A 23,992-nucleotide genomic window follows, 5' to 3' on the forward strand; every position below is an offset into this window, starting at 1 on the left:
CCCCCGGAAACCCCCGGCAACTTTTCGCCACCTTGCGCCCCCGCCTCGCCCCCGTCCGCCGCCCATGCGCCCCGCCCCGGGAGCCCCGGGGGACCCCGTCCCACAGACCTTGGCCAGACGGCGGCGTCAGGCGGTCCCCACCGCCAGCAGGTGCGATGCGGCGGACAGCAGCTCCGGGTAGGGCTCCGCCAGCCGGGCGGCGGTCAGAGCCGCGGCGAACATCGGTGAGTCGGTCAGAGACTCGCCCGTGTGCTGCTCGGTGGCCTTCAGCAGTGCCCAGGCCGGGCCCTCGACGCCGAGGACGGTCACGTCGGTGAGGCCCGCGCAGGTCAGCTCATCCGCCAGCTCCGCCGCCGTATGGAAGTAAGCGGCTGTGAAGCCCTTGCGTCCGGGGTCGTGGCGGCCCGTCGCCAGGATGTCACCGACGGCGTCCCGGACGCGGTCCTTCGTCAGCAGCGTCGTCGCGGTGTGCTCGAAGAGCGAGGCGTACCGTCCGATCGCGGCGGCGGCGACCATGCCGCCAGGCCGTACCACCCGCCGGGCTTCCGCTAGCGCCTGATCGCGGTCGGCACGCTCCAGCAGGTGGTAGAGCGGTCCGAGCAACAGGACGGCGTCGTACGTCCCGGCCCCCGCGCTCAACGCTCGCGCGTCGCCCAACTCCGTGGTGCAGCCGACCGACTTCGCGTGCTCCACATGCCGTTCGACCGGGTCCACCAAGTGCACCCGGTAGCCGTCCTCGATCAGCCACTTCGCATGCACCCCGGCCCCGCCGCCGACATCGAGCACAGCGGCGGGCGCGGGCGGCAGATGACGCCGCAGGATCTCCCGGGTCCGCGCCAACTCCAGCGCGCCGTCGGCAGAGGAGGTCAGACGCGTCGACTCGTCGAATACCGAGCCGTAGAAGTCCAGGATCTCGGACGCTACATGGGGTGCGGTCGCCATGGTTGTGATGGTCTACCCTGACCGGTCAACCTGTCCACCGAACGGGAGTGCCCCGCCATGCCCAAGCTCAAGTACGAAGAGATCGCGGATTCGTTGCGGGCCCGGATCGCCGACGGTGAGTTCGGTTCGGGAGACGTCCTGCCGTCGGGGCGGGATCTGTGCGAGCAGTGGTCCGTGTCGCGGGCGACGGTCATCAAGGCGATGGATGTACTGAGGGGAGACGGCCTCGTGGCGGCTCGCCAGGGGCAGGGATTCCACGTACTCGCAACGCCGTTGGCGCGTCCCGCCGGTCGGCGCCGGGCAGACGCCACGCGCGTGACCGGTGGTCACCCCTTCCGACGGTTGGGCAAGCCTGTTCACGAAACGCCGCCCGACCGTGTCGCAAGGATTTTGGACCTTGCCGCGGGCGTGTCCGCTCTGCGGCGTGACCGCTTGGTGCTGCTTGACGACGGTGCTCCGCTGTCGCTGGTCACGGCGTGGTTTCCGGCGGACATCGCGGCGGCCTGTCCGAAGCTGACTCAGGCGGGTCCGATCGCCGAAGGGACGACCCATTACGTGGCCCGCCAGACCGGGCGTTCACCGGCGCGGGGTACCGACCTCACGAAAGTGCGCCTGGCGACGTCAGCGGAGGCGGAGCAGTTGCGACGTGAACTACCGCTCGCAGTCGCGGTCGTGCTCCATGTCGCGCACGACAAGGACGGCCGGGTTCTCGTCGCAGAAGAGGGCGTCACTCCTTCCGACCTGTGGGAGCTGACGGACAACTACCCGATGAGTCACGGATAGTTGACAATCACTTGACTGGACCGGTCAACCGGTCCAGTCTCAAGGGGGGCGATTTCCTCGCACCCCTTGTTCGTCGTTGGCGTGCCGCGCGGGGTCCAGGCCGGGATCGCCGCACATGCGGCACATCTGCGTGTGACTTCGCTGCGCTACACGAAGGGAACCGTCCGTGACTGATGAGAGCGCTGCGCTCAAGGCCGGAGTCTTACCCGCGGCCGTATCGAGATTCTTCGACGCGAAACGTGAATCGGTCGGGCTGGCACGCGAATTCGCCGCAGGGGCTCTGAAGGCATGGGGGTTGTCGCCTGTCGTTGACGACGTGCGGTTGTGCGTATCGGAGTTGGCGTCGAACGCGTTGGCGCACGGGACGCGGCGGGGGCACGGGTTTTTGGTGCGGGTGGTGGTGGAGGACGTGTGCGTACGGCTGGAGGTGCATGACAGTCGTGACGAGGAGGGGGAGCGGAGGCCGCGGGTGTGCGAGCCCGGCGCGGCGGATGTACGGGGGCGGGGGCTGTTGATCGTCGCGGCGGTCGCGGACGGGTGGGGGGTCGAGGGGCGGGAGCCGTTCGGGAAGGTGGTGTGGGCGCGGTTCAAGGGGGTGGCTTCGGGGCCCGCGGGCAGCCAGGGGTAATGCGGGAAGACCCGGTCGAGGCCGGGCGCAGCTCGTCGTCATCGCCTACCGCACGGGCCTGGCCCACGCCGCCCCGGAGAGCGGCGCGGACGGCCGTACGTGGTCAGGTGGTGGGGCTACGGCTACGGCTACGGCCGCGGGTAGCCGATGGCCGCGATGTCGTCGGCCAGTTCGGGGAGCGTGAGGTCGGGGTTGAGCGTGGTGACGACCTCGGCGGTCAGCGGGCGCAGGGCGAGGACGTGGTGGACGGGAGCGGGGGCGACCGGGACCTCGTAGTAGTCCTCGGCGAAGGCGCGGTAGGCGTCGGCGTCGCGGTCGGTGAGCAGCGGGAAGAGGAGTCCGGCGCCGTCGGGGTCGCCGTCGGGCGCGTCGGGGAACTCGATGGCGCCGCCGGTCCGCCACGCGGTGTCGGCGGCCTGCCGCCAGAGGCAGGCGGTGACGACGGGCATGCCGTCCTCGTCGCTGAAGGCGGGCTCCTCGACGCAGGGGCGGAAGACGGCGGGGACGTCGTCGAGGACACCGGGCCACGGCCCGTCCTCGACGTAGGGGCTCATCCGGGACTCGTGGGCGAAGCCGCGGACGTAGGCACCGAGGGGGGAGAAGACGATGGAGTATTCGTCGCCCGAGCCGTTGCTCATGGAGGCCATCTCCTCGACGTCCGACCAGTGCGCGTCGAAGGAGTAGAAGCGGCTCTCCCACGACGGGCTGAGTATCGCCTCCAGCATGGCCAGCGCGCGGCAGTGGTCACGGAGCACGGGGATGGCGGGGAGCCGCCGGGCGGTGTCGTAAACGGTCACGGCGGCGACCGTACGCCGTCCGGCGGCCGGTCCCGATGCCGGGTCCGGCGCGGCGGTGTAAGACCCGCCGCGCCAGGGTGGCGGGTCTTACGACTCGGCGGGCGTCTCCGACTCCAGCCGGGTGCGGGCGGCCTCCAGGCGGGCCAGCGCGCGCTCGCGGCCGAGGGCTTCGAGCGACTCGAAGAGCGGCAGCCCGACGGTGCGGCCCATGACGGCGACGCGGATGGGCGCCTGGGCCTTGCCGAGCTTGAGGCCGTGGGCGGCGGCGATGGACTCCAGAGCCGCCTTCAGGGGCTCGGCCGACCAGTCGGGAAGCGCGCCCAGTTCATTGGCTGCGTCGCGCAGAAGATCCGCCGCGCCCGCCTTCATCGCCTTGGACCACGACGCGTCGTCGCGCACCGGCTCGTCGAGGAAGAGGAAGTCGACGTACGACGTGATCTCGGACAGCAGGGCGATCCGGGTCTGGGCGAGCGGCGCGACGGTCTCGAAGACGGCCTCGTCGTACGACAGCGGGTCCCAGGTGGCGTGCGGGGCGGTCAGCCACGGCGCGCAGGCGCTGACGAAGGCGGCGGGGGACAGGGCGCGGATGTACTCGCCGTTGAAGGCGGTGAGCTTCTTGACGTCGAAGAAGGCCGAGGAGCCGATGACGTCCTCGATGCGGAAGAGCTGCTCCAGCTCCTCGTAGGGCAGGATCTCGCGGTCGTCGCCGGGGCCCCAGCCGAGCAGCATCAGGTAGTTGACCATGGCCTCGGGCAGGTAGCCCTCGGCGAGGTAGTCCTCGAGGGCGACCTTGTCGCGGCGCTTGGAGAGCTTCTGCCGCTTCTCGTTGACGATCACCGGCAGGTGCGCCCAGGTGGGCGGGGTGGCGCCCAGCGCCTCCCAGAGGAGCTGCTGCTTGGGCGTGTTGGACAGGTGCTCCTCGCCGCGGATGACCTGCGTGACGCGCTCGTCGAGGTCGTCCACGACGTTGGCGAGCAGGAAGACCGGGGAGCCGTCGCCGCGGGCGATGACGAAGTCCTCGATGGAGCTGTTGGGGAAGGCCGGTTCGCCGCGGATCAGGTCGACCACGACCGTCTCGCCCTCGTCCGGCGTGCGGAAGCGCATCGCCCGCCCCGGCTCGTACGCCAGCCCGCGCTCGCGGCAGAAGCCGTCGTAGCCGAGGTGTTCGGAGCCGGTGCGCTCCTTGAGCATGTCGCGCGTGCAGTCGCAGTAGTACGCGCGCCCCTCGATCTGGAGCCGGGAGGCGGCCTCGCGGTGCCGGTCGGCGTTGTGCGACTGGAAGTACGGGCCCTCGAAGGCGGGGTCGGCGCCGCTGATGCCGATGGCGGCGAGCGCGCTGATGATGCCGTCGATCCATTCGGGCTTGTTGCGCGCCGCGTCGGTGTCCTCGATGCGCAGGACGAAGGTGCCGCCCGACTGTCGGGCGACCGCCCAGTTGTAGAGGGCGGAACGGGCGCCGCCGACGTGGAACATACCGGTCGGGGAGGGGGCGAAACGGACGCGGAGCGGGGCATCAGACATGGCGTGAATCCTACCGAGCCGGGTCGGCGCCCCGCGCCTCGGATTATGCGGGGTCCCGATGCCGCTGACCCGCGCCCGCCGCTCGCGTAACGTGCTCGTCACTACGTTGACTACTGGCGAGTAAGGAGCGGTCGGATGGCGCTGGACGCGGATGTCGTGGTGGTGGGCGCGGGGCTGGCCGGTCTGGTGGCCACGGTCGAGCTGGCGGAGGCCGGACGGAAGGTGATCCTGGTCGACCAGGAGCCCGAGGCGTCCCTCGGGGGCCAGGCGTTCTGGTCCTTCGGCGGGCTCTTCTTCGTCGACTCGCCCGAGCAGCGCCGGATGCGGATCAAGGACACGCCCGACCTCGCGCTCCAGGACTGGCTCGGCACTGCCGGCTTCGACCGGCCCGAGGACTACTGGCCGCGCCGCTGGGCCGAGGCGTACGTGCACTTCGCCGCGGGTGAGAAGCGGGCCTGGCTGCACCAGCGCGGCATGCGCTTCTTCCCGGTGGTCGGCTGGGCCGAGCGCGGCGGCTTCCTGGCCACCGGCCCCGGCAACTCCGTGCCGCGCTTCCACATCACCTGGGGCACCGGGCCCGGCGTCGTCGCGCCCTTCGCGCAGCGGGTGCGCGACGAGGTCGCGCGCGGGCGGGTCGAACTGCGCTTCCGGCACCGGGTGACCGGCCTGACCCGTACCGGCGACGCCGTGGACGGTGTGACCGGCGAGGTCCTGGTGGCCAGCGACGTGGCGCGCGGCGAGGCCAGTTCGCGGGAGACGGCGGGCGCGTTCGAACTGCGCGCGCAGGCCGTGGTCGTCACAAGCGGAGGCATCGGCGGCAACCACGATCTCGTACGGGCCGCCTGGCCCAAGCGGCTCGGCACCCCGCCCGGCAAACTGCTCTCCGGCGTTCCCGCGCACGTGGACGGCCTGATGCTCGGCATCACAGAGGCGGCGGGCGGAAGGTTGATCAATGGTGACCGGATGTGGCACTACACCGAGGGCATCGAGAACTGGAACCCGATCTGGGCCCGCCACGGCATCCGTATCCTGCCCGGCCCTTCGTCGCTGTGGCTGGACGCCACCGGCAAGCGGCTGCCGGTCCCGTACTTCCCCGGTTTCGACACGCTCGGCACCCTGGAGCACATCATGGGGACGGGCCACGAGTACACCTGGTTCGTCCTCACCCAGAAGATCATCGAGAAGGAATTCGCGCTGTCGGGCTCCGAGCAGAATCCGGACCTGACCGGGAAGAGCGTGCGCGACGTGCTCAAGCGCGCGCTGCCGGGGGCGCCGGGGCCGGTCGAGGCGTTCAAGCAGCACGGCGTCGACTTCGTGGTGGAGAAGGACCTCGCCGCCCTGGTGCGGGGGATGAACGCCGTGACGGGCGAGGGGCTGGTCGACGAGGCGGTCGTACGGCGCGAAGTCGAGGCGCGCGACCGCGAGATCGCGAACACGTACACCAAGGACTTGCAGGTCACGGCCATTCGCGGGGCCCGCAACTACCTCGGCGACAAGCTCATTCGCACCGCGTCGCCGCACCGGCTGCTCGACCCGAAGGCGGGGCCGCTGATCGCCGTGCGGCTCAACATCCTGACCCGGAAGTCGCTCGGCGGCCTGGAGACCGACCTCGAAGGGCGCGTCCTGCGCGGCGGGTCGGAAGGCGCGGAGGACGGCGGCGCGGCCGGTCGCGGCGAGGTGCTCAGCGGGCTCTACGCGGCGGGCGAGGCCGCGGGATTCGGCGGCGGCGGGATGCACGGATACCGGTCGCTGGAAGGGACGTTCCTCGGCGGCTGCATCTTCTCCGGGCGCGCGGCGGGGCGGGCCGCCGCGGCCGCGACGGCATAACGCGCGAGCGGGCGCCGGGGGTTCCGCCCCCGGCGCTCCCTCCGTGCCCGGTGCCCGGCCGCCCGTCCGGGCGGGTCCGCCAACCGTCATGCGTTTCAGAGGTGTTGGCGCCCGGCCCCCGTCCGGGACCAACTCCATGGACGTAGCGCCAAGCATTGACAGGAGCGGACCGCCTGCCCACTATGGGAGCGCTCCCACGTTAAGAGCGTGTAACCGAACCATGCTTCACCGCACCACCTCCCATGACCCCGCGAAGTCGTTTCGAGGGGTCCATCCCCCCTATGGAGGTTGTTCGCACATGGCAGTCCCGACAGTCCGACGCAGAACCGCCGCGCTCGCGGCCGGCCTGATGGTCGTCGCCTCAGGCGGCGTGGTCGCCGCGATGAGTACGACATCCGCCTCGGCGGCCACCGCCGGTTGCTCGGTCGCCTACGACGTGAGCCAGTGGGATTCCGGCTTCACCGCGCAGGTGACGATCACCAACACCGGCCCGGCCATCACGAGTTGGCAACTCGGCTGGAACTTCCCCGGCAATCAGAAGGTCACCCAGGGCTGGAACGCCACCGTGAGCCAGACGGGCGCGGCCGTGACCGCGGCGAGCCTGTCGTACAACGGCGCTGTGGCGACCGGCGGTACGGCGACCTTCGGCTTCAACGGCTCGTACAGCGGCACCAACACCAAGCCGTCGTCGTTCACCCTGAACGGCGTCGTGTGCGGCGGCGGCACCGGTACGACCCCGCCGACGACGCCCCCCACGACGCCCCCGACCACACCCCCCACCACTCCGCCGACGACGCCCCCCACGACGCCGCCGACCACCCCGCCCACCTCGCCGCCGCCCGGCACCAGGGTCGACAACCCGTACGCGGGCGCCAAGGGCTACGTGAACCCGGACTGGTCCGCGAAGGCCGCGGCCGACGGGGGATCGAAGATCGCCAACCAGTCCACCGCGGTGTGGCTGGACCGGATCGCGGCGATCGCGGGCACCAACGGTGCCATGGGGCTCAAGGCCCACCTGGACGCGGCGGTGCAGCAGGCCGCAGGCCAGCCGCTCACCATCGAACTGGTCATCTACGACCTGCCCGGCCGTGACTGCGCCGCGCTCGCCTCCAACGGCGAACTGGGCGCGACGGAGATCGGCCGCTACAAGACCGAGTACATCGACCCGATCGCCGCGATCATGTCGGACCCGAAGTACGCGGGCCTGCGGATCGTCAACATCATCGAGCCCGACTCGCTGCCCAACCTGGTCACCAACGCGGGCGGCACCGCCGGTTCGACGGACGCCTGCGCCACGATGAAGGCCAACGGCAACTACGAGAACGGCGTCGGTTACGCGCTCGCCAAGCTCGGCGCGATCGGCAACACGTACAACTACATCGACGCCGGACACCACGCCTGGCTCGGCTGGGACACCAACCTGGCGCCCGCCGCGCAGGAGTTCCTGAAGGCCGCGAAGACCGGTGGCGCCACCGTCAACGACGTCCAGGGCTTCATCGTCAACACGGCCAACTACAGCGCCACCGTGGAGCCGAACTTCAAGGTCACGGACAGCGTGAACGGCACCACCATTCGCCAGTCCAAGTGGGTTGACTGGAATCAATACGTCGATGAGCAGAGCTACGCGCAGGCCCTGCGCAACCTCCTGGTGTCGGACGGCTTCAACTCCAACATCGGCATGCTGATCGACACCTCCCGCAACGGCTGGGGCGGCGCCTCGCGTCCCGCCGGTCCCGGGGCGACCACGACCGTTGACACCTACGTCGACGGTGGCCGTATCGACCGCCGCATCCACGCCGGCAACTGGTGCAACCAGTCCGGGGCCGGCATCGGTGAGCGCCCGACCGCGGCGCCCGCCGCCGGTATCGACGCCTACGTGTGGGTGAAGCCTCCGGGTGAGTCCGACGGTTCGAGCACCCAGATCCCGAACGACCAGGGCAAGGGCTTCGACCGGATGTGCGACCCGACCTACACCGGTAACGCCCGCAACGGCAACAACCCGACCGGTGCCCTGGCCAACGCCCCGCTCGCGGGTGCCTGGTTCTCGGCGCAGTTCCACCAGCTCGTGCAGAACGCGTACCCGCCGCTCCCGTAGCGGACCCCCCACCGGGCCCGTGACGGGTCCCGCGCTCCGGCCGGACACTCTCCGGCCGGGGCCGCGGGCCCGCCGCGGGCCGGGTGGTTTTCCGGCTCCTGCCGCGGGGAATGGGTGCCGCCCCGCCGCCGATCGTGGGGAACGGGCGCCGCCCGCCGCCGCCCGCGATGGAACGGGCGCCGCCCCGCCGCCGCCCGCGCTCGGCCGCGTATACGGCCCGTCCCACCGCCTGTTTACAGAACGCGCATCTTCGTCGTGCACCATGGGTGCCGCAGAGTTCGGTGCAGCGGGTGGACCGGCGGAGCGGCAGGCGGAGGCGGCATTCATGGACGCGTTCACGGACGTCCACGGCACGGCGGAGGACGGCTGGGAGCCGGTACGTACCGCTTTCGCCCAGAATTTCACCCGCCGGGGGGATGTCGGCGCCGCTTTCGCGCTCTATAGGCACGGCCGCAAGGTGGTCGACCTGTGGGGCGGTGCCGCGGCGGCCGGGGAGCCCTCGGGGAAGCCGTGGGCCGAGGACACCGTGCAGATCGTCCGGTCGGCCACCAAGGGCGTGGCCGCGGCCTGTCTGCTGCTGCTCCACCAGCGCGGCCAGTTGGATCTGGACGCGCCGGTGGGCGCGTACTGGTCGGAGTTCAAGGCGCACGGCAAGGAGCGGGTGACCGTCAGGGACGTGCTGGCGCACCGGGCAGGAGTGCCCGCGCTGGACACGCCGTTGACGCCGGAGCAGGCGCTCGACGGCACGACGGGGCCGCGCGCGGTGGCCGCGCAGAAGCCGCAGTTCCCGCCGGGCGCGGCGCACGGATACCACGCGCACACCTACGGCTGGCTGGTCGCGGAGCTGGTGCTGCGCGCGTCGGGGCGGACGGTCGGCCGCTTCGTCGCGGAGGAGATCGCCCGGCCGCTCGGCCTCGACCTGTGGGTGGGGCTGCCAGCGGGGCAGGCGCACCGGGTGGGCGGGACCGCCGAGACCGTCACGCCGGAACCGGCCGTCTCCGGCGCGCTGCGGGCCCGGCCCAAGCGGTCCGTGCAGGACGCGTACGCCGACCCCGAGTCGCTGACCATGCGCGCCTTCGGGGCGATCTCGCCGCGGCCCGACGAGAACGACCCCGCCTATCGCGCGGGTGAGCTGCCCGCCGCCAACGGCATCACCGACGCGCGCTCGCTGGCCCGCTTCTACGCGGCCCTGATCGGGGAACTGACCGACGGGCCGCGGCTGTTCGTGCCCGCCACGCTCACCGCCGCCCGGACCGTGGAGTCCGAGGGGCCGGATCGAGTATTGATCGTCAACACTCGATTCGGCCTGGGATACATGCTGCACGGCCCGGCGTCCCCGCTGCTGGCGCCCGGCTCCTTCGGGCATCCCGGCCGCGGCGGCTGCCTCGGTTTCGCGGACCCCGCGAGCGGAATCGGCTTCGGCTACGTCACCAACGGCATGCAGAAGAACGTCACCGCGGATCCCCGTGCCCAAGCCCTGGTCAGGGCGGTACGGGAGTGCCTACGCTGACCCGATGGTGCGTAACGGGACAGCTGCGGCGGCGTATTCAGGGCAACGATTCGCGACCTACACCGTCATGGTGACCGGCGGCGCGCGGGGCATCGGCGAGGCGACGGCCCGCAGATTCGCCGCGGAGGGCGCCGCCGTACTCCTCGCGGACCTCAACGGTGAAGCGGCCGAGCGCACCGCCGCCTCGATCCGCGAGGACGGCGGACGGGCGGAGGCGGTCGGGTGCGACGTCGCCGACCGTACGGCCGTGGACGCGGCGGTCGCGCACGCGGTGACGGCCTTCGGCGGCCTCGACGTCCTCGTCAACAACGCCTATTCGTGCAGCGATCACTCCGAGGACTTCACCGAGGAGCCGGACGAGAACTGGCTGCGCGACCTCGACGTCACCCTGACCGGCGCCATGCGCTGTTCCCGCGCCGCGCTGCCGCACCTGGCCGCCGCGACCGACGGGCGCGGCGCGATCGTCAACATCGGCTCGGTCAACGGCATGTCGTACTTCGGCAACCACTCCTACAGCGCGGCCAAGGCGGGACTGATCTCCCTGACCCGCACGCTCGCCGTGCACGCGGCGGCCGGCGGCGTCCGCGTCAATCTCGTCGCGCCCGGCACCATCCGCACGCCCGCGTGGGCGGGCCGCGAGTCCATGCTGGAGACCGCCGCGGGGCTGTACCCGCTCGGCCGCGTCGGCGAACCCGCCGACATCGCCGCCGCCGTCACCTTCCTGGCCTCCGCCGACGCGTCCTGGATCACCGGTGTCACGCTGCCGGTCGAAGGCGGCATCCTCTCCGCGAATCCGGGGTTCACCCACGCGCTGTCGGCCGGGACCGCCGACGACGAGGCGCCGTAGGAGCCGCGGCGGGAGCCGCCGTCGGCGCCGCCGGGAAAGAGTGACGCAGGTCACTTCCGCTTCTGTCACGCAGGTGCCGGGCCGTTTGTCCTATGGGCATCGACGAGGCGGCCGGCGTGTGTGGGTCCGGCCCCGGCACGGGACGAGGGACGGACGGCATGGACGCTGCGAAGGACACGGGAAGCGACCGGCGCACGGGCGGCGGGGGCCTGCGGATTCTGCTGGCGGGCGGCAGCGGCGTCCTGGGACGTTCCGCCGCGAAGGAGTTGACAGCCGCCGGGCATCAGGTGGTACAGCTCGGCAGGGGCGCGTCCCACGACATCCGCGCCGACCTCCTCGACCGTGACGCGCTGCTGCGCGCGGTCGACGGGCTCCGCTTCGACGTCGTCGTGCACGCGGCGACCGCGCTGTCCGGCAAGTCCATGACCAGGCACCGGGACATGGACGGCACCAATACGCTGCGTACGGCCGGAACCCGGCACCTCTTGGAGGCGGCCCGCACGACCGGCGCGTGGCGCTGCGTCACGGAGTCGATGATGTTCGGCTACGGGTACGGCGACCACGGTGAGGGTCCGGTCACCGAGGCGGGCACGCCCTTCGGGCCGCACAGCGACGACAAGCGCCTGGAGCGGCACGCCGCCGCCATGCGCGTCAACGAGGAACTGGTCCTGGGCGCGGACGGCGTCGAGGGCGTCGCCCTGCGCTTCGGCCTCTTCTACGGCGCAGGCGTCACCGATACCCTGATGCTGCCGCTGCTCCGCAAGCGCGCCATGCCGGTCGTCGACGACACCCACCGCCAGGTGTCGTGGGTGGAGGTCGGCGACGCCGCCCGCGCGGTCGCGCTCGCCGTCACCTCGGGGCGGCCGGGGCAGGCGTACAACATCGCCGACGACCGGCCGCTCGGCTTCGCCACCCACATCCGCGCGGTCGCGGACGCGTACGGAGTGGCGCGCCCGCTGACCGTACCGGCCTGGGTGCTGCGCGCCACCCCGCTGATGCGCGCGATCATGGGGACCCGCCTGAAACTGGACAGCGCGAAGGCGGCGGCAGAACTGGGCTGGCGGCCGTCGTACCGCGACAGCGCGCAGGGCGTGCGGGCGATCGCCGCCGGGCCGGTTGCCGGGGCCGGGCCGCTGCTGCCAGCCTGAGCGGATGACGGACGACACGGGGGAACGGCGCACGGGCGGCACGTACGAGCGCCCACAGGGCGACCTCGGCGGCGCGCGCGAGCACGACGCCTTCCTGCGCGACCGGCGGCTGCTGTTCTCCACCGCCTACCACCTCCTGGGCAGCGTCGCCGACGCCGAGGACGTACTCCAGGACACCTGGCTGCGGTGGGCGCGCGTCGACCGCGCCGACGTCCGCCACCCCACCGCCTACCTGGTGCGTACGGTCTCGCGGCTCTGCCTGAACCGGCTCACCTCGGCGCGCGCCACCCGCGAGACGTACATCGGCCCGTGGCTGCCGGAACCGCTGCTGACCGGGCCCGACGCCGCCGACCGCACCGACACGGCGCACTCGGTGTCCATGGCCATGCTCGTCGTCCTGGAGACGCTCAGCCCGCTGGAGCGCGCGGTGTTCGTGCTGCGCGAGGTCTTCGGCTACGAGTACGCGGAGATCGCCGCGGCCGTGGAGCGCGCGGAGCCGACCGTACGGCAGACCGCGCACCGCGCCCGCGCGCACATCCAGGCGCGCCGCTCCCGTTATGACGCCGACGACGCCACCCGCGCGGCGGTGACCGAGAAGTTCCTCGCGGCCTGCGCGGGCGGCGACCTCAACGCGGTGCTGGCGCTGCTCGCCCCGGACGTGACCGCATGGTCCGACGGCGGCGGCAAGGTGACGGCCGCCACCCGCCCGCTGCGCGGCGCCGACCACGTGGCCCGGTGGGTCCTCGGCGTCCTGGGCAAGCCCGAACTGGCCGCGATCACCGCCGCACCGGCCGCCGTCAACGGCCGGCCGGGTGTTCTTTTCACCCTGCATGGCGCGCCCGCCGGCGCCCTCACCTTCGAACTCGCCGCCGGCGGCCGCATCCACGAACTGCGTTTCCAGGTCAACCCCGACAAGCTGCGCGGCCTGTCCGGGTGAGCGTCAACTCGCGTGCAGCATCAGACCTATGCCGGTCACGACCACCACGGCGGCGACCATACGGGGACGGCCGAAGTGCTCCTTGAAGAACAGCGCGCCTATGGCGGCGCCCGCGATGATCGAGGACTCGCGCAGGGCGGCGACCGGGGCCAGCGGCGCGCGGGTCTGGGCCCACAGGACGAGGCCGTAGGCGGTGATGGACAGGGCGCCGCCGAGGAGGCCGCGCAGGGCGACGGGTCTCAGCTGCGCGGCCAATTCTCTGCGGCGCGCAGAGAATGCGACGGCCGGGATCACCAGGCCCTGGAACAGCAGCAGCCAGGCGATGTAGCCGAGCGAGCTGCCGGAGGCGCGGACGCCGACGCCGTCCACGACCGTGTACCCGGCGATGGTCAGTCCCGTACCGGCGGCTGCCGTCAGCGCGGGCCAGTTGGGGCGCTTGCCGCGCAGGCCCCACAGGGCGACGCCGCCGAGTCCGGCGCAGGAGGTGATGACGCCCGCGGTCTGCCAGGGCCCCGGCCGTTCGGCGACGAAGACGGCCGCCAGCACGGTGACGGCGAGCGGCGCGATACCGCGGGCTATCGGATAGACCTGCCCGAACTCGCCGAGCTGGAAGGACCGCATCAACAGGTACTGGTAGGCGAGGTGGATGACCACCGACGCGATCAGATACGGCCACGCGCCCGCGTGCGGCACCGCCGCGAAGGGCAGCAGGGCCAGGGCGCACAGGGCCCCGCCGCCACCCACGAGGGTGAAGGCGAGGACCTGGTCCTTGATGCCGTGCGCGATGGCGTTCCACGCGGCGTGCGTGATCGCGGCGGTGAGGACGACGGCGACGACCAGCGGCGTCATCCGCGGCTCGAACGGCCGGGGCTGCTCGTACGGTGCGGACCGCTCAGACGGCTGGGGCGGTTCGGCCGGTGCGACGGACGCATCGGCGGGTCAGGAGGCGCGCAGCACGGCCGCCACGATGGGGCCGGCGGACTGGTTGCCGTGACCGCCGCTGTGGACGACGGCGGCGGCGGCGACATGGCCCGCGTACGCGGTGAACCAGCCGTTGGCCTCCGCGGAGGTGTCGGTCTCGGCGGAACCGGTCTTGGCACCGGAGTTGGGGCCGAATCCGCTCATCACACCGCTGGCCGTGCCGCTGGTGATGGTCGCGCGCATCATCTGCCGCAGATACTGCGTCGTCTTCGACGGGATGCCGGAGGCGGTGGCGATGGGGCCCTCGATGAGGCTCTTGGCGACGATCCGCGGCTGGTGGAAGTCACCGGTGCTGGCGGTCGCGGCGACGGACGCCATGATGAGCGGGCTCATCTGAAGAGTGCCCTGTCCGATCATCTCCGACGTCAGCTCGTCCCCCGTGCCGCCCGGCACCACCGGGTCCTGGGACACGGTGCCGATGTTCCACCCCTGCGTCAGGCCGAACTGCTCGGCCGTGTCCACGAGTCCGGTCGCGCCGAGCGTCTTCGCCTGGAGGATGAAGCCGGTGTTGCAGGACTTCATGAAGTCCCATTGCAGCGAGGCGCCGGGGTTGTTCATGCCGCCGTCGTTCTTGTACGCCTTGCCGTAACCGTAGTTCGCACCATTGATGCACTTCGCGGGCGAGGACGGTGTCAGACCGCGCTGGAGCAGTGCCGCCGCCGTGACGATCTTGAACGTCGAGCCGGGCGCGGCCTTGTCCTGCAACGCGTAGTCGGTGCCGGACGCCGGGCCGTAGGCGACCGCCAGGATGGCGCCGTTCGTGGTGTCGACGGCGGTCACCCCGGACTTGTCCTTGCCCGCCACCGCCTTCTCGGCCGCCTTCTGGATCGTGGCGTCGAGCGTGGTGTCCAGCCGTACGGGCTTGCCCTTCTTGAGCACGTTCAGCGTCTTGCCGGCCGAGTCGTCCGCCTTCTGGACGTACGTCTCGATGCCGGGGGTGCCGTCGCCCAGCTTGTCCGCGTACCGCGTGCGCAGGTCGGGGATGATGCGGCTCAGCGACGGATAGTCGGCCGGGTCCATCACCCGCCCCTTGCGGTCCACGACATCCACCTCGGGCACCTTGGCCTGACCGGTGACGAGCTGGTCGCCGTCGCCCAGCTCCGGGCTGATCACGGACGGCTTCCAGCGCACGACCGGCTTCCCGCTCGCGCCGCGTACGACGGTCAGCGACGAGCGGTAGCTCCAGGGGGTGGTGACGCCGTCGTACGTGACCTGCGCGGTCACCGTGAACGGCATGGTCGTGGTGGTCGTCGCCGCCGGTGTGCCGGGGGTGAGCTGCACGGACGTCACATGGGCCTGCGTCTTGTACGCGGTGAGCGCGGCCGTCGTCGTCCGCACGGAGTCGGTCAGGGCCGCCGCCCGCGTGATGTCGCCCGACGACCACGCGGTCAGGAAGTCGTCCCCGACGTCGGTGACTTCGGCGGCGCTCGGCGGCGCGGTGTTGACCGGCGTCGGCTTGGGCCGCGCGGACTTGCCGCCGCCCCCGCCGCCGCCCTCCAGCGAGTCGTAGACGTTGTAGGCGCCGTACCCGGCGACCACGAGCATTCCGACGAACACCGTGCCGATGATCCCCGACTTGACACCCCGTGACATGGGCACGAGACCTCCCCCTCCCCTTTGAACGCGTTCAAGGAACGCGCGCTGTAGCACCCTACGGGACCCCTGCGCGGAGGAAGGTCTCAGTCCGGGCACGGGTTCGTACGGAAACAGCCCTCCCGGGACCCTCACCCGTCCCAGGAAAACTCAGCCTGGCGCCGTAGCACTGTCCGGCCCTCCGGCGCTCGGCCCCCGCGCTCGGACCCCGGCCCCCCGGACCCCGGTCAGACCCAGGAGTCGAACCACATCCTGGCCTGCCAACTGCTGTACGGAATCGTCATACCGGTATAGATCGGGAAGAAGTAGATGAAATTCCAGATGATCAATAGGACAAGCGTGCCCGCGCCGACCGCGCCCCACATACGTCTGCCCTCACTCGCGCTCGGTGGGCCGAGGAAGGCGCCGATCATCATGGCGACCGCGAGGCAGAGGTACGGGACGAAGGCGACGGCGTAGAAGAAGAAGATCGTACGGTCCTGGTAGAGGAACCAGGGGAGGTAACCGGCGCCCGCCGCGCACAGGATGGCGCCCGCGCGCCAGTCGCGGCGCATCGCCCAGCGGTAGACGAGGTAGATGAGGGCGAAGCAGGCGGACCACCACAGCAGGGGCGTGCCCAGCGCGATGATCTCGCGGGAGCAGCCGGCCGCCGCGTGGCAGCCGTCCTCGCCGTTCTTGGGGGACTGGAAGAAGTACGAGACCGGGCGGCCGAGTACGAGCCAGCTCCAGGGGTTGGACTGGTAGGGGTGCGGGGTCTGGAGATTGACGTTGAAGTCGTAGACCTGCACCTCGTAGTGCCACAGGCTGCGGATCGGGGCCGGGATCCACGACCAGGTGCCGCCGCGGGCGTCCGCCCAGTGCCGTCCGTAGGCGTTGTCGGACAGGAACCAGCCGGACCAGGAGAGCAGATACGTCACCAGGGCGACCGGCAGGATCGTCAGCGCGGCCCAGCCCAGGTCCTTGCGCAGGACGGCGAGGTACGGGCGGCGGGCGCCGGCCAGGCGGCGTGAGCCGATGTCCCAGACGACGGTCATGATGCCGAAGACCGCCAGGAAGTACAGGCCGTTCCACTTGCTGGCGCAGGCCAGGCCGAGGCAGACGGCCGCGGCGATCCGCCAGGGCCGCCAGCCCATGCCCGTCCGGTCGCCGACCTGCCGGTCGGGTCCCGCGTAACCGTCCTCGTCGACGGGCAGGGCGCGCGCGAGGCGGGCCCGCGACCAGTCGCGGTCGATCAGCAGGCAGCCGAACGCGGCGAGCGCGAAGAAGGAGATGACGAGGTCGAGCAGCGCGATCCGGCTCATCACGAAGTGCAGTCCGTCGACCGCGAGCAGGGTGCCCGCCACGCAGCCGAGCGCCGTGGAGCGGAACAGCCGTCGCCCTATCCGGCACAGCATCAGCACGGACAGCGTGCCGATCAGCGCCATCATGAAGCGCCAGCCGAAGGGGTTGAGCCCGAACATCCACTCGCCGACCGCGATCACCCACTTGCCCATCGGCGGGTGCACGACATAGCCGGGCGCGTCCGAGAGCGGGATCACCTGGGGGTGGGCCAGGATCTGCGGGTTGGAGACCTTGCCGTCGGGCCAGGTGCCCTCGTAGCCGAGCTTCAGCAGCGACCAGGCGTCCTTGGCGTAGTACGTCTCGTCGAAGACGACGTCACGCGGGTTGCCCAGGTGCCAGAAGCGGATCGCCCCGGCGAAGACGGCGACCAGCAGCGGGCCGAGCCAGCCGCTCCACTTCGCCACCCGGTGGGCCGCGACGGGGCCGAGGCCGAGCGCCTCCCACATCCGGGTGCCCGGCTCGGGGAACGGCGGTACGAGGCGGTCGCGGGTGTCGATCCGAGTCCGTTCCGCATAGCCGAACCGGCGCAGTCGTCGCGCCCACGCGCTCGACTCCGCCTCCACCCGAAAGCCCTCGTCGGCCCGGTCCTGCGTCGCGGTCTCACTTGTCACCGGCCCATCGTAGGGAAACCCCCTGAGAAAGCGATGAGGTCCGGGCTCACCGCCCGGGTTTGTCCGCAATCCCGGCCGGTAACCAGGGGTGCGCGGGCCGTGTCCGGGCGGTTTCCGGGCGGTGGGGCGGCCGGGATCGGGGCCGATGCCGTTCGTGCGGGGCCGCGGGGGCGGGCGAGGGCCCCGGCGTGATCCTGGTCACGCGCCGTGCGGCCGGCTCCGAGGAGCGGGGCGGGGGGGCGCGGGGCGGTGGGCGGGGGGGGGCGGGGGGCGCTGGGCGCGATTGAGGGGATACGGCGGGCAGGTGGGAGGCTGGGGGCGTGACCACCTCAGCCGTCGGCGTCCTCGTTCTGGCCGGAACCCCCATCGGCGACCCCGCCGACGCCCCGCCCCGCCTCAGCGCGGAACTGCTCGCCGCCGATGTGATCGCCGCGGAGGACACCCGCCGCTTCCGCCGTCTCACGCACGCGCTGGACGTGCACCCGACGGCCAGGGTCGTCTCGTACTTCGAGGGCAACGAGAGCGGGCGCACCCCGGAGCTGGTCGAGGCGCTGGAGGGCGGCGCGCGGGTCGTGCTGGTGACGGACGCGGGGATGCCGTCGGTGTCCGACCCCGGCTACCGGCTGGTGGCGGCGGCCGTCGAGCGCGACATCAAGGTGACCGCGGTGCCGGGCCCGTCGGCCGTACTGACCGCGCTGGCGGTCTCCGGGCTGCCGGTGGACCGTTTCTGTTTCGAGGGCTTCCTGCCGCGCAAGGCGGGCGAACGGCTGTCGCGGCTGCGCGAGGTCGCCGCCGATCGCCGCACCCTGGTGTATTTCGAGGCGCCGCACCGGATCGACGACACCTTGGCGGCGATGGCGGAGGCGTTCGGCGAGGAGCGCAGGGCCGCGGTCTGCCGGGAGCTGACCAAGACGTACGAGGAGGTCAAGCGCGGGCCGCTGAAGGCGCTCGCGCTGTGGGCGGCGCAGGGGGTGCGCGGCGAGATCACCATCGTGGTGGAAGGCGCACCGGAACCCGGCCCCGCCGACCTCGACCCGGCCGAACTCGTCCGCCGGGTGGCGGCCAGGGAAGAGGCGGGCGAGCGGCGCAAGGAGGCCATCGCGGCGGTCGCCGCCGAGGCGGGCCTGCCCAAGCGGGAGGTCTTCGACGCCGTCGTCGCCGCCAAGCGGACCGGCGAACTGCCCCCGGGCGCCTGAGGACCGGGACCCCGCACGGCCCGGCGGCGTGCGGCCCGAGGACCGTTTTCTGACGGCGCGGCGGCCTGCGGTCCGAGGACCGTTTTCTGACGGCCCGGCGACCGCCGTTCGCGGAATCCGTCGCCTGATGCCCTGATTCCCGGGCGCACAATCCCGACGGGCCGCCCTTTTGACGCCGTAAGAACCTAAACCGTATGCATGGCAAAGCAATATCCGCCATCTGCCACATACGGGCCCAAATCTGGCTCAAGAGTCGGGCGCATCTCCTGCGGAGCGGGCAAATCGGGCGTTCGCTGGTAGGTGCAAAGTCCCGCTCCGGACACCGTGTCCGGAGGGCACGCAGGAGCTGCCATGAGCGAGACCATCGGAAGCGATCCCCGTCCCGTCGCCGCCGCCGCACCGGGTGCGCCCGCCGTACCCGTCACGGTGACCGTCACCGGCCCCGCACCCGACGGCCCGGCTCCCGCACCCGACGGCCCGGCTCCCGCACCCGACCGCGCGGCCGCCGCGCGCGAGGAGTCGGGCCGGAACGCGGCGGAGGCGTACGCCTTCGCCTGCCTGAACTGCGGGCACGGCTGGGAGCAGGCGTACGAGATCGAGCACCATGTGGACGCGTCCGGCCACGCCTTCGTCGTCTACCTCGCGGACGGCGCGAGGGTGCCGTCACCGCTCACCCGTCCGGCGTGCCTGAACTGCGGCGGTACGCACGTACGCATCATGCGCTCGGGGCAGGTCTCCGGCGTCGCCTCCGTATGGGCCCACCCGCGGGGCGACCGCGGTGTGCGCCGCGAGCACCACTGGTCGGTCCTGCACTTCCTGCACCGCAAGCCGCACGGGGAGCGCGGCAAACACGGGGAGCGCGGCAAGCACGCCAAGCAGCACGGCAAGCACGGCGGGCGGCCCGACACCCAGCCCGGAGCGCAGCCCGGCCTCCAGTGCGATGAGCAGTCCGGGGGAGCCGACACCGCCTGACAGGACGACGGCCCCGCGTCCTTAGGATCGGGGCCATGCCCGACAAGAACGCCAAGGCCGACGACAAGAAGTCCGCCCCGCCGGCGCCCGAGCCGCTGCGGGTCGCGGTCGCCGATTCCCACACCCACCTCGACATGCAGCCGGGCACGGTTCCCCAGGCCCTCGCCCAGGCCGCCGCGGTCGGCGTCGACACCCTCATCCAGGTGGGGTGCGATCTCGCGGGTTCCCGCTGGGCGGCGAAGACGGCCGCCGCCCACGACGCGATCTGGGCCACCGTGGCCCTGCACCCGAACGAGGCGCCCCGCATCGTCCACGGAGCGCCCGAGGGCTCCTACGGGGGCGCGCAGGCGCCGCGCGGCATCGAGGGGCTCGACCGGGAGATCGACGAGATCGACGCGCTCGCCGCCCTTCCCCAGGTGCGCGGCGTCGGCGAGACCGGCCTGGACTACTTCCGCACCGGGCCCGACGGTGTCGCCGCCCAACAGCACTCGTTCCGTCGCCATATCGACATCGCCAAGCGGCACGGCAAGGCGCTGGTCATCCACGACCGCGAGGCGCACGCCGACGTGCTGCGCATCCTCGACGAGGAGGGCGCCCCGGACACCGTCGTCTTCCACTGCTACTCCGGCGACGCCGAGATGGCCGAAGTCTGCGCGGCGCAAGGGTTCTACCTCTCCTTCGCCGGCACCGTCAGCTACAAGTCGGCGCAGAATCTGCGCGACGCGGTGGCCGTCGCCCCGCTCGACCGCCTCCTGGTGGAGACCGACGCGCCTTTCCTCACCCCGGTGCCCTACCGCGGACGGCCGAATGCGCCATACCTCATTCCGGTCACGCTGCGTGCGATGGCGGCGGCCCGCGGCATCGACGAGGACACGCTCGCGACGGCCGTCGCGGCCAACACCGCCAGGGCGTTCGCCTACTGACGTTTCTACGCGCTCACCCGGACAGGTGACTTCGCGCGACCGGAGGTGACGACGCCACGTGACGGCGAGCGCTTGGCCGGTGACGACAAGTCGGCTACGTTCCCGGTTCCCCGCACCGGAACCCCGCAGCCGTGGAGCGAGCCGTCGTGAGCAATACGCAGGGCACACACCGAGCCGCCGCCCATCCGGCGGCCGCCGTCCGGCGGACCGGCCGCGCGATCGTGCCGCGGGCGCTGGTGATGGCGGTCCTGGCGGGCGGCACCGGCGCGTACGTGCTGGCCGACAAGGCGGTACGGCTGACCGTGGACGGCCGGCCGCGCACGCTGCACACCTTCGCCGACGACGTGGCCGACGTGCTGCACGAGCAGGGCGTCGAGGTGGGCGACCACGACATCGTGGCGCCGGCGCCGGGCGAGGCGCTGCACGACGGCGACGACGTGGTGGTCCGCTACGGCCGTCCGCTGACGCTCACCGTGGACGGCCGTCACCAGCGGGTGTGGACGACCGGCAAGACCGTCGCGGAAGCGCTGCGGCAGCTCGGCGTACGGGCCGAGGGCGCGTATCTCAACGCCTCCCGCGACGCGTCCATCGGCCGCCACGGCCTCTTCCTCGACGTGCGCACGGAGCGTACGGTCACCGTCCTGGCCGACGGCCGCGAGCACACCGTGCGCACCAACGCCGCCACCGTCCGGCAGGCCGTCGCGGACGCGGGCGTCATCCTCGGCGGCCAGGACGCCACCTCCGTGGACGCCGACAGCTTCCCCCGCGACGGCCAGACCGTCTCGGTGCTGCGGATCTCCGGCCACCAGGAGACCCGCGAAGAACCGATCCCCTTCCGCACCCGCAAGCACACCGACGCGACGCTCGCGCAGGGCACCGAGGCCGTGGACCGGCCGGGCCGCGACGGCGTCCGCCGCGTCACCTACGCCTACCGCACCGTCAACGGCGTCCGGGAGCGCCCGCGCGTCGTGGAGTCGGTGACCGCGCGCGAACCGGTCACCGAGGTCGTACGCGTCGGCACCAGACCGCTGCCCACCGCCGTCACGGGCGCCGACGGCCTCAACTGGGGCGGCCTCGCGCAGTGCGAGGCGGGCGGCAGACCCGACGCGGTGGACGCGACCGGCACCTATGGCGGGCTCTACCAGTTCGACGTGCACACCTGGCACAGCATCGGCGGCCAGGGCCGCCCCCAGGACGCCCCCGCCGCCGAGCAGACCTACCGGGCCAAGAAGCTGTACGTCCAGCGCGGCGCGGCTCCCTGGCCGGTCTGCGGGCGGCACCTGGGCGGTTAGGGCCGGACAGGCCCTAGGTCCGGTCCGCGAGGGCGGCCCCGGCCGCCCCGTACTCTTGCGGGTGTGAGTACGACAGATCCCGACGCCCTCCTCGGACCGGCCGACATCCGTGAACTGGCCGCGGCACTGGGGGTGCGCCCCACCAAGCAGCGCGGGCAGAACTTCGTCATCGACGCGAACACGGTGCGGCGGATCGTCAGGACCGCCGGGGTGCGGCCCGAGGACGCGGTCGTCGAGGTCGGTCCCGGACTCGGCTCGCTCACCCTCGCGCTGCTGGAGGCCGCCGACCGGGTCACCGCGATCGAGATCGACGACGTGCTGGCCGCAGCGCTGCCCGCGACCGTCGCCGCGCGCATGCCGGACCGGGCGGACCGTTTCGCCCTGGCGCACAGCGACGCGATGCGGGTGACGGAACTGCCGGGGCCGCCGCCCACCGCCCTGGTGGCGAATCTGCCGTACAACGTGGCGGTGCCCGTCCTGCTGCACATGCTCGCCGCCTTCCCGAGCATCGAGCGCACCTTGGTGATGGTCCAGGCCGAGGTCGCCGACCGGCTGGCCGCGGGGCCGGGCAACAAGGTGTACGGAGTGCCGTCGGTGAAGGCCAACTGGTACGCGGAGGTCAAGCGCGCCGGTTCCATCGGCCGCAATGTGTTCTGGCCCGCGCCCAACGTCGACTCCGGTCTCGTCTCGCTGACCCGGCGTGACCCGCCGAAGACCACCGCCACCCGCGAAGAGGTCTTCGCCGCCGTCGACGCGGCCTTCGCCCAGCGCCGCAAGACGCTGCGCGCGGCGCTGTCCGGCTGGGCGGGCTCGGCCCCGGCCGCCGAGGCCGCGCTGGTGGCCGCAGGGGTCTCCCCGCAGGCCAGGGGCGAGGAACTGACGGTGGAGGAATTCGCCGCCGTCGCCGAGCACAAGCCCGCGGCCGAGCACAAGCCCGCGGTCTGACGCCGCCGCACCGTAAACCCGCCGCCGCCCGTACCCGCCGCCCGCGAATCCCCAGCCCGTGAATCCGCCGCGCCCGGCGGACCGCCCTCCGTACGCACCACCCTCGCAAGGGAGCCAGCAGTGACCGCCGCACCCGTCACCGTCCGCGTGCCCGCAAAGGTCAACGTCCAGCTCGCGGTCGGCGGTCGCCGCCCCGACGGTTTCCACGACCTGGCGAACGTCTTTCTGGCGGTCGGCCTGTACGACCATGTGACAGCAGTGCCCGCCGACGCGTTGACGATCACCGCGTCCGGCCCGGACACCGACAGCATCCCGCTGGACGCCACCAATCTGGCGGCCAAGGCGGCGGTCGCGCTCGCCGCGCACCATGGCGTCGATCCCGTTGTGGGATTGCACATCACCAAGGACATCCCTGTGGCGGGCGGCATGGCGGGCGGCAGCGCGGACGCGGCGGCGGCGCTGCTCGCCTGCGACACCCTGTGGGGCCTGAACACCCCGCGCGCCGACCTGCTCGCGATCTGCGCGGAGCTGGGCAGCGACGTGCCGTTCAGCCTGGTCGGCGGCGCCGCGCTGGGGGAGGGCAGGGGTGAGATCCTCACGCCGCTGGAGGTGGCGGGCCCCTTCCACTGGGTCTTCGCCGTCGCCGACGGCGGCCTGTCCACCCCGGCCGTCTACCGCGAGTGCGACCGCCTGCGCCGCGAGGTCGGCGCGGGCGACACCACCGACGACGTACCTGCGCCCGTCGCCGACCCCGCGCTGATCGACGCGCTGCGCACCGGCGACCCGTACGCGCTCGCCGCCGTCCTGGTCAACGACCTCCAGGCCGCCGCCCTGTCCCTGCGGCCCGCGCTGGCCGACACCCTGGCCACCGGCACGGACGCGGGCGCGCTCGCCGCGCTGGTCTCCGGCTCGGGACCCACCTGCGCCTTCCTCGCGCCGGACGCCGACACCGCCGCCAAGATCGCGGTCACCCTCACCGCTTCCGGCACCTGCCGCACCGCCCGCCCGGCCGCCTCCCCGGCCCCCGGCGCGACCGTCGTCCCCGCCCCCTGACCGCCGGGGCACCACCCGGAACCGGCACCTCACCGCGCCGCACTACGCTG

20 protein-coding genes are annotated in these 23,992 nt (G+C 72.3%); 14 read left to right on the forward strand and 6 right to left on the reverse strand.

The features are described from left to right. Positions 1–126: 126 nt before the first annotated feature. Positions 127–942, reverse strand: a complete 816-nt coding sequence (locus ABZX65_RS13900; protein ID WP_355337915.1) for a class I SAM-dependent methyltransferase — start codon at positions 940–942, stop codon at positions 127–129. A gap of 57 nt (positions 943–999) precedes the next feature. On the opposite strand from ABZX65_RS13900, the gene ABZX65_RS13905 reads away from it, so the two are divergent. After that, positions 1,000–1,725: a GntR family transcriptional regulator gene (locus ABZX65_RS13905; RefSeq protein ID WP_355337918.1), complete on the forward strand. Its 726-nt coding sequence runs from the start codon at positions 1,000–1,002 to the stop codon at positions 1,723–1,725. Positions 1,726–1,891: 166 nt separating this feature from the next. Then, a complete protein-coding gene (locus ABZX65_RS13910; protein WP_355337921.1) occupies positions 1,892–2,353 on the forward strand; it encodes an ATP-binding protein in 462 nt (153 codons plus the stop codon). A 128-nt stretch (positions 2,354–2,481) separates the two neighbouring features. Here the strand turns inward: ABZX65_RS13910 and ABZX65_RS13915 are convergent, their stop codons facing one another. Both ABZX65_RS13915 and gltX read right to left on the reverse strand, forming a co-directional pair. After that, a complete protein-coding gene (locus tag ABZX65_RS13915) occupies positions 2,482–3,150 on the reverse strand; it encodes a hypothetical protein (protein WP_355337924.1) in 669 nt (222 codons plus the stop codon). Positions 3,151–3,237: 87 nt separating this feature from the next. Further along, positions 3,238–4,623 (reverse strand): glutamate--tRNA ligase, encoded by a 1,386-nt coding sequence (gene gltX, locus ABZX65_RS13920; RefSeq protein WP_355338096.1) that lies wholly within the window; start codon positions 4,621–4,623, stop codon positions 3,238–3,240. A 183-nt stretch (positions 4,624–4,806) separates the two neighbouring features. Between gltX and ABZX65_RS13925 the strand changes: the two genes are divergently transcribed. The 6 genes from ABZX65_RS13925 to ABZX65_RS13950 all read left to right on the forward strand — a co-directional run bounded on the left by ABZX65_RS13925 (position 4,807) and on the right by ABZX65_RS13950 (position 13,035). Continuing rightward, entirely contained in the window at positions 4,807–6,498 is a 1,692-nt protein-coding gene (locus tag ABZX65_RS13925; RefSeq protein ID WP_355337927.1) for an FAD-binding dehydrogenase, read from the forward strand. Between the two features lie 298 nt (positions 6,499–6,796). Continuing rightward, positions 6,797–8,593 carry a glycoside hydrolase family 6 protein gene (locus ABZX65_RS13930; protein WP_355337930.1) on the forward strand — a complete coding sequence of 599 codons (1,797 nt, stop codon included), beginning with the start codon at positions 6,797–6,799 and terminating at the stop codon, positions 8,591–8,593. Positions 8,594–8,918: 325 nt separating this feature from the next. Continuing rightward, positions 8,919–10,103 carry a serine hydrolase domain-containing protein gene (locus ABZX65_RS13935; RefSeq protein ID WP_355337933.1) on the forward strand — a complete coding sequence of 395 codons (1,185 nt, stop codon included), beginning with the start codon at positions 8,919–8,921 and terminating at the stop codon, positions 10,101–10,103. Between the two features lie 4 nt (positions 10,104–10,107). Continuing rightward, positions 10,108–10,950: an SDR family NAD(P)-dependent oxidoreductase gene (locus tag ABZX65_RS13940; RefSeq protein ID WP_355337936.1), complete on the forward strand. Its 843-nt coding sequence runs from the start codon at positions 10,108–10,110 to the stop codon at positions 10,948–10,950. 158 nt (positions 10,951–11,108) lie between these two features. Further along, the gene (locus ABZX65_RS13945) at positions 11,109–12,098 is read left to right on the forward strand and encodes an NAD(P)-dependent oxidoreductase (protein WP_355337939.1); all 990 of its coding nucleotides are present in this window, start codon (positions 11,109–11,111) and stop codon (positions 12,096–12,098) included. 4 nt (positions 12,099–12,102) lie between these two features. After that, positions 12,103–13,035, forward strand: a complete 933-nt coding sequence (locus tag ABZX65_RS13950) for an RNA polymerase sigma-70 factor (protein ID WP_355337942.1) — start codon at positions 12,103–12,105, stop codon at positions 13,033–13,035. A 3-nt stretch (positions 13,036–13,038) separates the two neighbouring features. On the opposite strand, the gene ABZX65_RS13955 is transcribed toward ABZX65_RS13950, so the two are convergent. From ABZX65_RS13955 to ABZX65_RS13965, 3 genes are all read right to left on the reverse strand, one after another. Then, positions 13,039–13,884 (reverse strand): DMT family transporter, encoded by an 846-nt coding sequence (locus ABZX65_RS13955; protein ID WP_355337945.1) that lies wholly within the window; start codon positions 13,882–13,884, stop codon positions 13,039–13,041. A gap of 90 nt (positions 13,885–13,974) precedes the next feature. Next, positions 13,975–15,609 carry a penicillin-binding transpeptidase domain-containing protein gene (locus ABZX65_RS13960; RefSeq protein WP_355337948.1) on the reverse strand — a complete coding sequence of 545 codons (1,635 nt, stop codon included), beginning with the start codon at positions 15,607–15,609 and terminating at the stop codon, positions 13,975–13,977. A 227-nt stretch (positions 15,610–15,836) separates the two neighbouring features. Next, positions 15,837–17,513, reverse strand: a complete 1,677-nt coding sequence (locus ABZX65_RS13965) for a phospholipid carrier-dependent glycosyltransferase (protein ID WP_355338099.1) — start codon at positions 17,511–17,513, stop codon at positions 15,837–15,839. A 368-nt stretch (positions 17,514–17,881) separates the two neighbouring features. On the opposite strand from ABZX65_RS13965, the gene rsmI reads away from it, so the two are divergent. The 6 genes from rsmI to ABZX65_RS13995 all read left to right on the forward strand — a co-directional run bounded on the left by rsmI (position 17,882) and on the right by ABZX65_RS13995 (position 23,942). Next, a complete protein-coding gene (rsmI, locus tag ABZX65_RS13970; RefSeq protein WP_355337951.1) occupies positions 17,882–18,757 on the forward strand; it encodes a 16S rRNA (cytidine(1402)-2'-O)-methyltransferase in 876 nt (291 codons plus the stop codon). A 351-nt stretch (positions 18,758–19,108) separates the two neighbouring features. Further along, entirely contained in the window at positions 19,109–19,729 is a 621-nt protein-coding gene (locus ABZX65_RS13975; protein ID WP_355337954.1) for a hypothetical protein, read from the forward strand. Positions 19,730–19,764: 35 nt separating this feature from the next. Continuing rightward, a complete protein-coding gene (locus tag ABZX65_RS13980; RefSeq protein WP_355337957.1) occupies positions 19,765–20,652 on the forward strand; it encodes a TatD family hydrolase in 888 nt (295 codons plus the stop codon). Between the two features lie 146 nt (positions 20,653–20,798). Continuing rightward, the gene (locus ABZX65_RS13985) at positions 20,799–21,944 is read left to right on the forward strand and encodes a ubiquitin-like domain-containing protein (protein ID WP_355337960.1); all 1,146 of its coding nucleotides are present in this window, start codon (positions 20,799–20,801) and stop codon (positions 21,942–21,944) included. Between the two features lie 63 nt (positions 21,945–22,007). Continuing rightward, positions 22,008–22,889: a 16S rRNA (adenine(1518)-N(6)/adenine(1519)-N(6))-dimethyltransferase RsmA gene (rsmA, locus tag ABZX65_RS13990; protein ID WP_355337962.1), complete on the forward strand. Its 882-nt coding sequence runs from the start codon at positions 22,008–22,010 to the stop codon at positions 22,887–22,889. Positions 22,890–23,009: 120 nt separating this feature from the next. After that, positions 23,010–23,942: a 4-(cytidine 5'-diphospho)-2-C-methyl-D-erythritol kinase gene (locus ABZX65_RS13995; protein WP_355337965.1), complete on the forward strand. Its 933-nt coding sequence runs from the start codon at positions 23,010–23,012 to the stop codon at positions 23,940–23,942. Positions 23,943–23,992: the final 50 nt, after the last annotated feature.

The sequence above is a fragment of the Streptomyces sp. NPDC003300 genome (assembly GCF_040610915.1).
Taxonomy (GTDB): domain Bacteria; phylum Actinomycetota; class Actinomycetes; order Streptomycetales; family Streptomycetaceae; genus Actinacidiphila.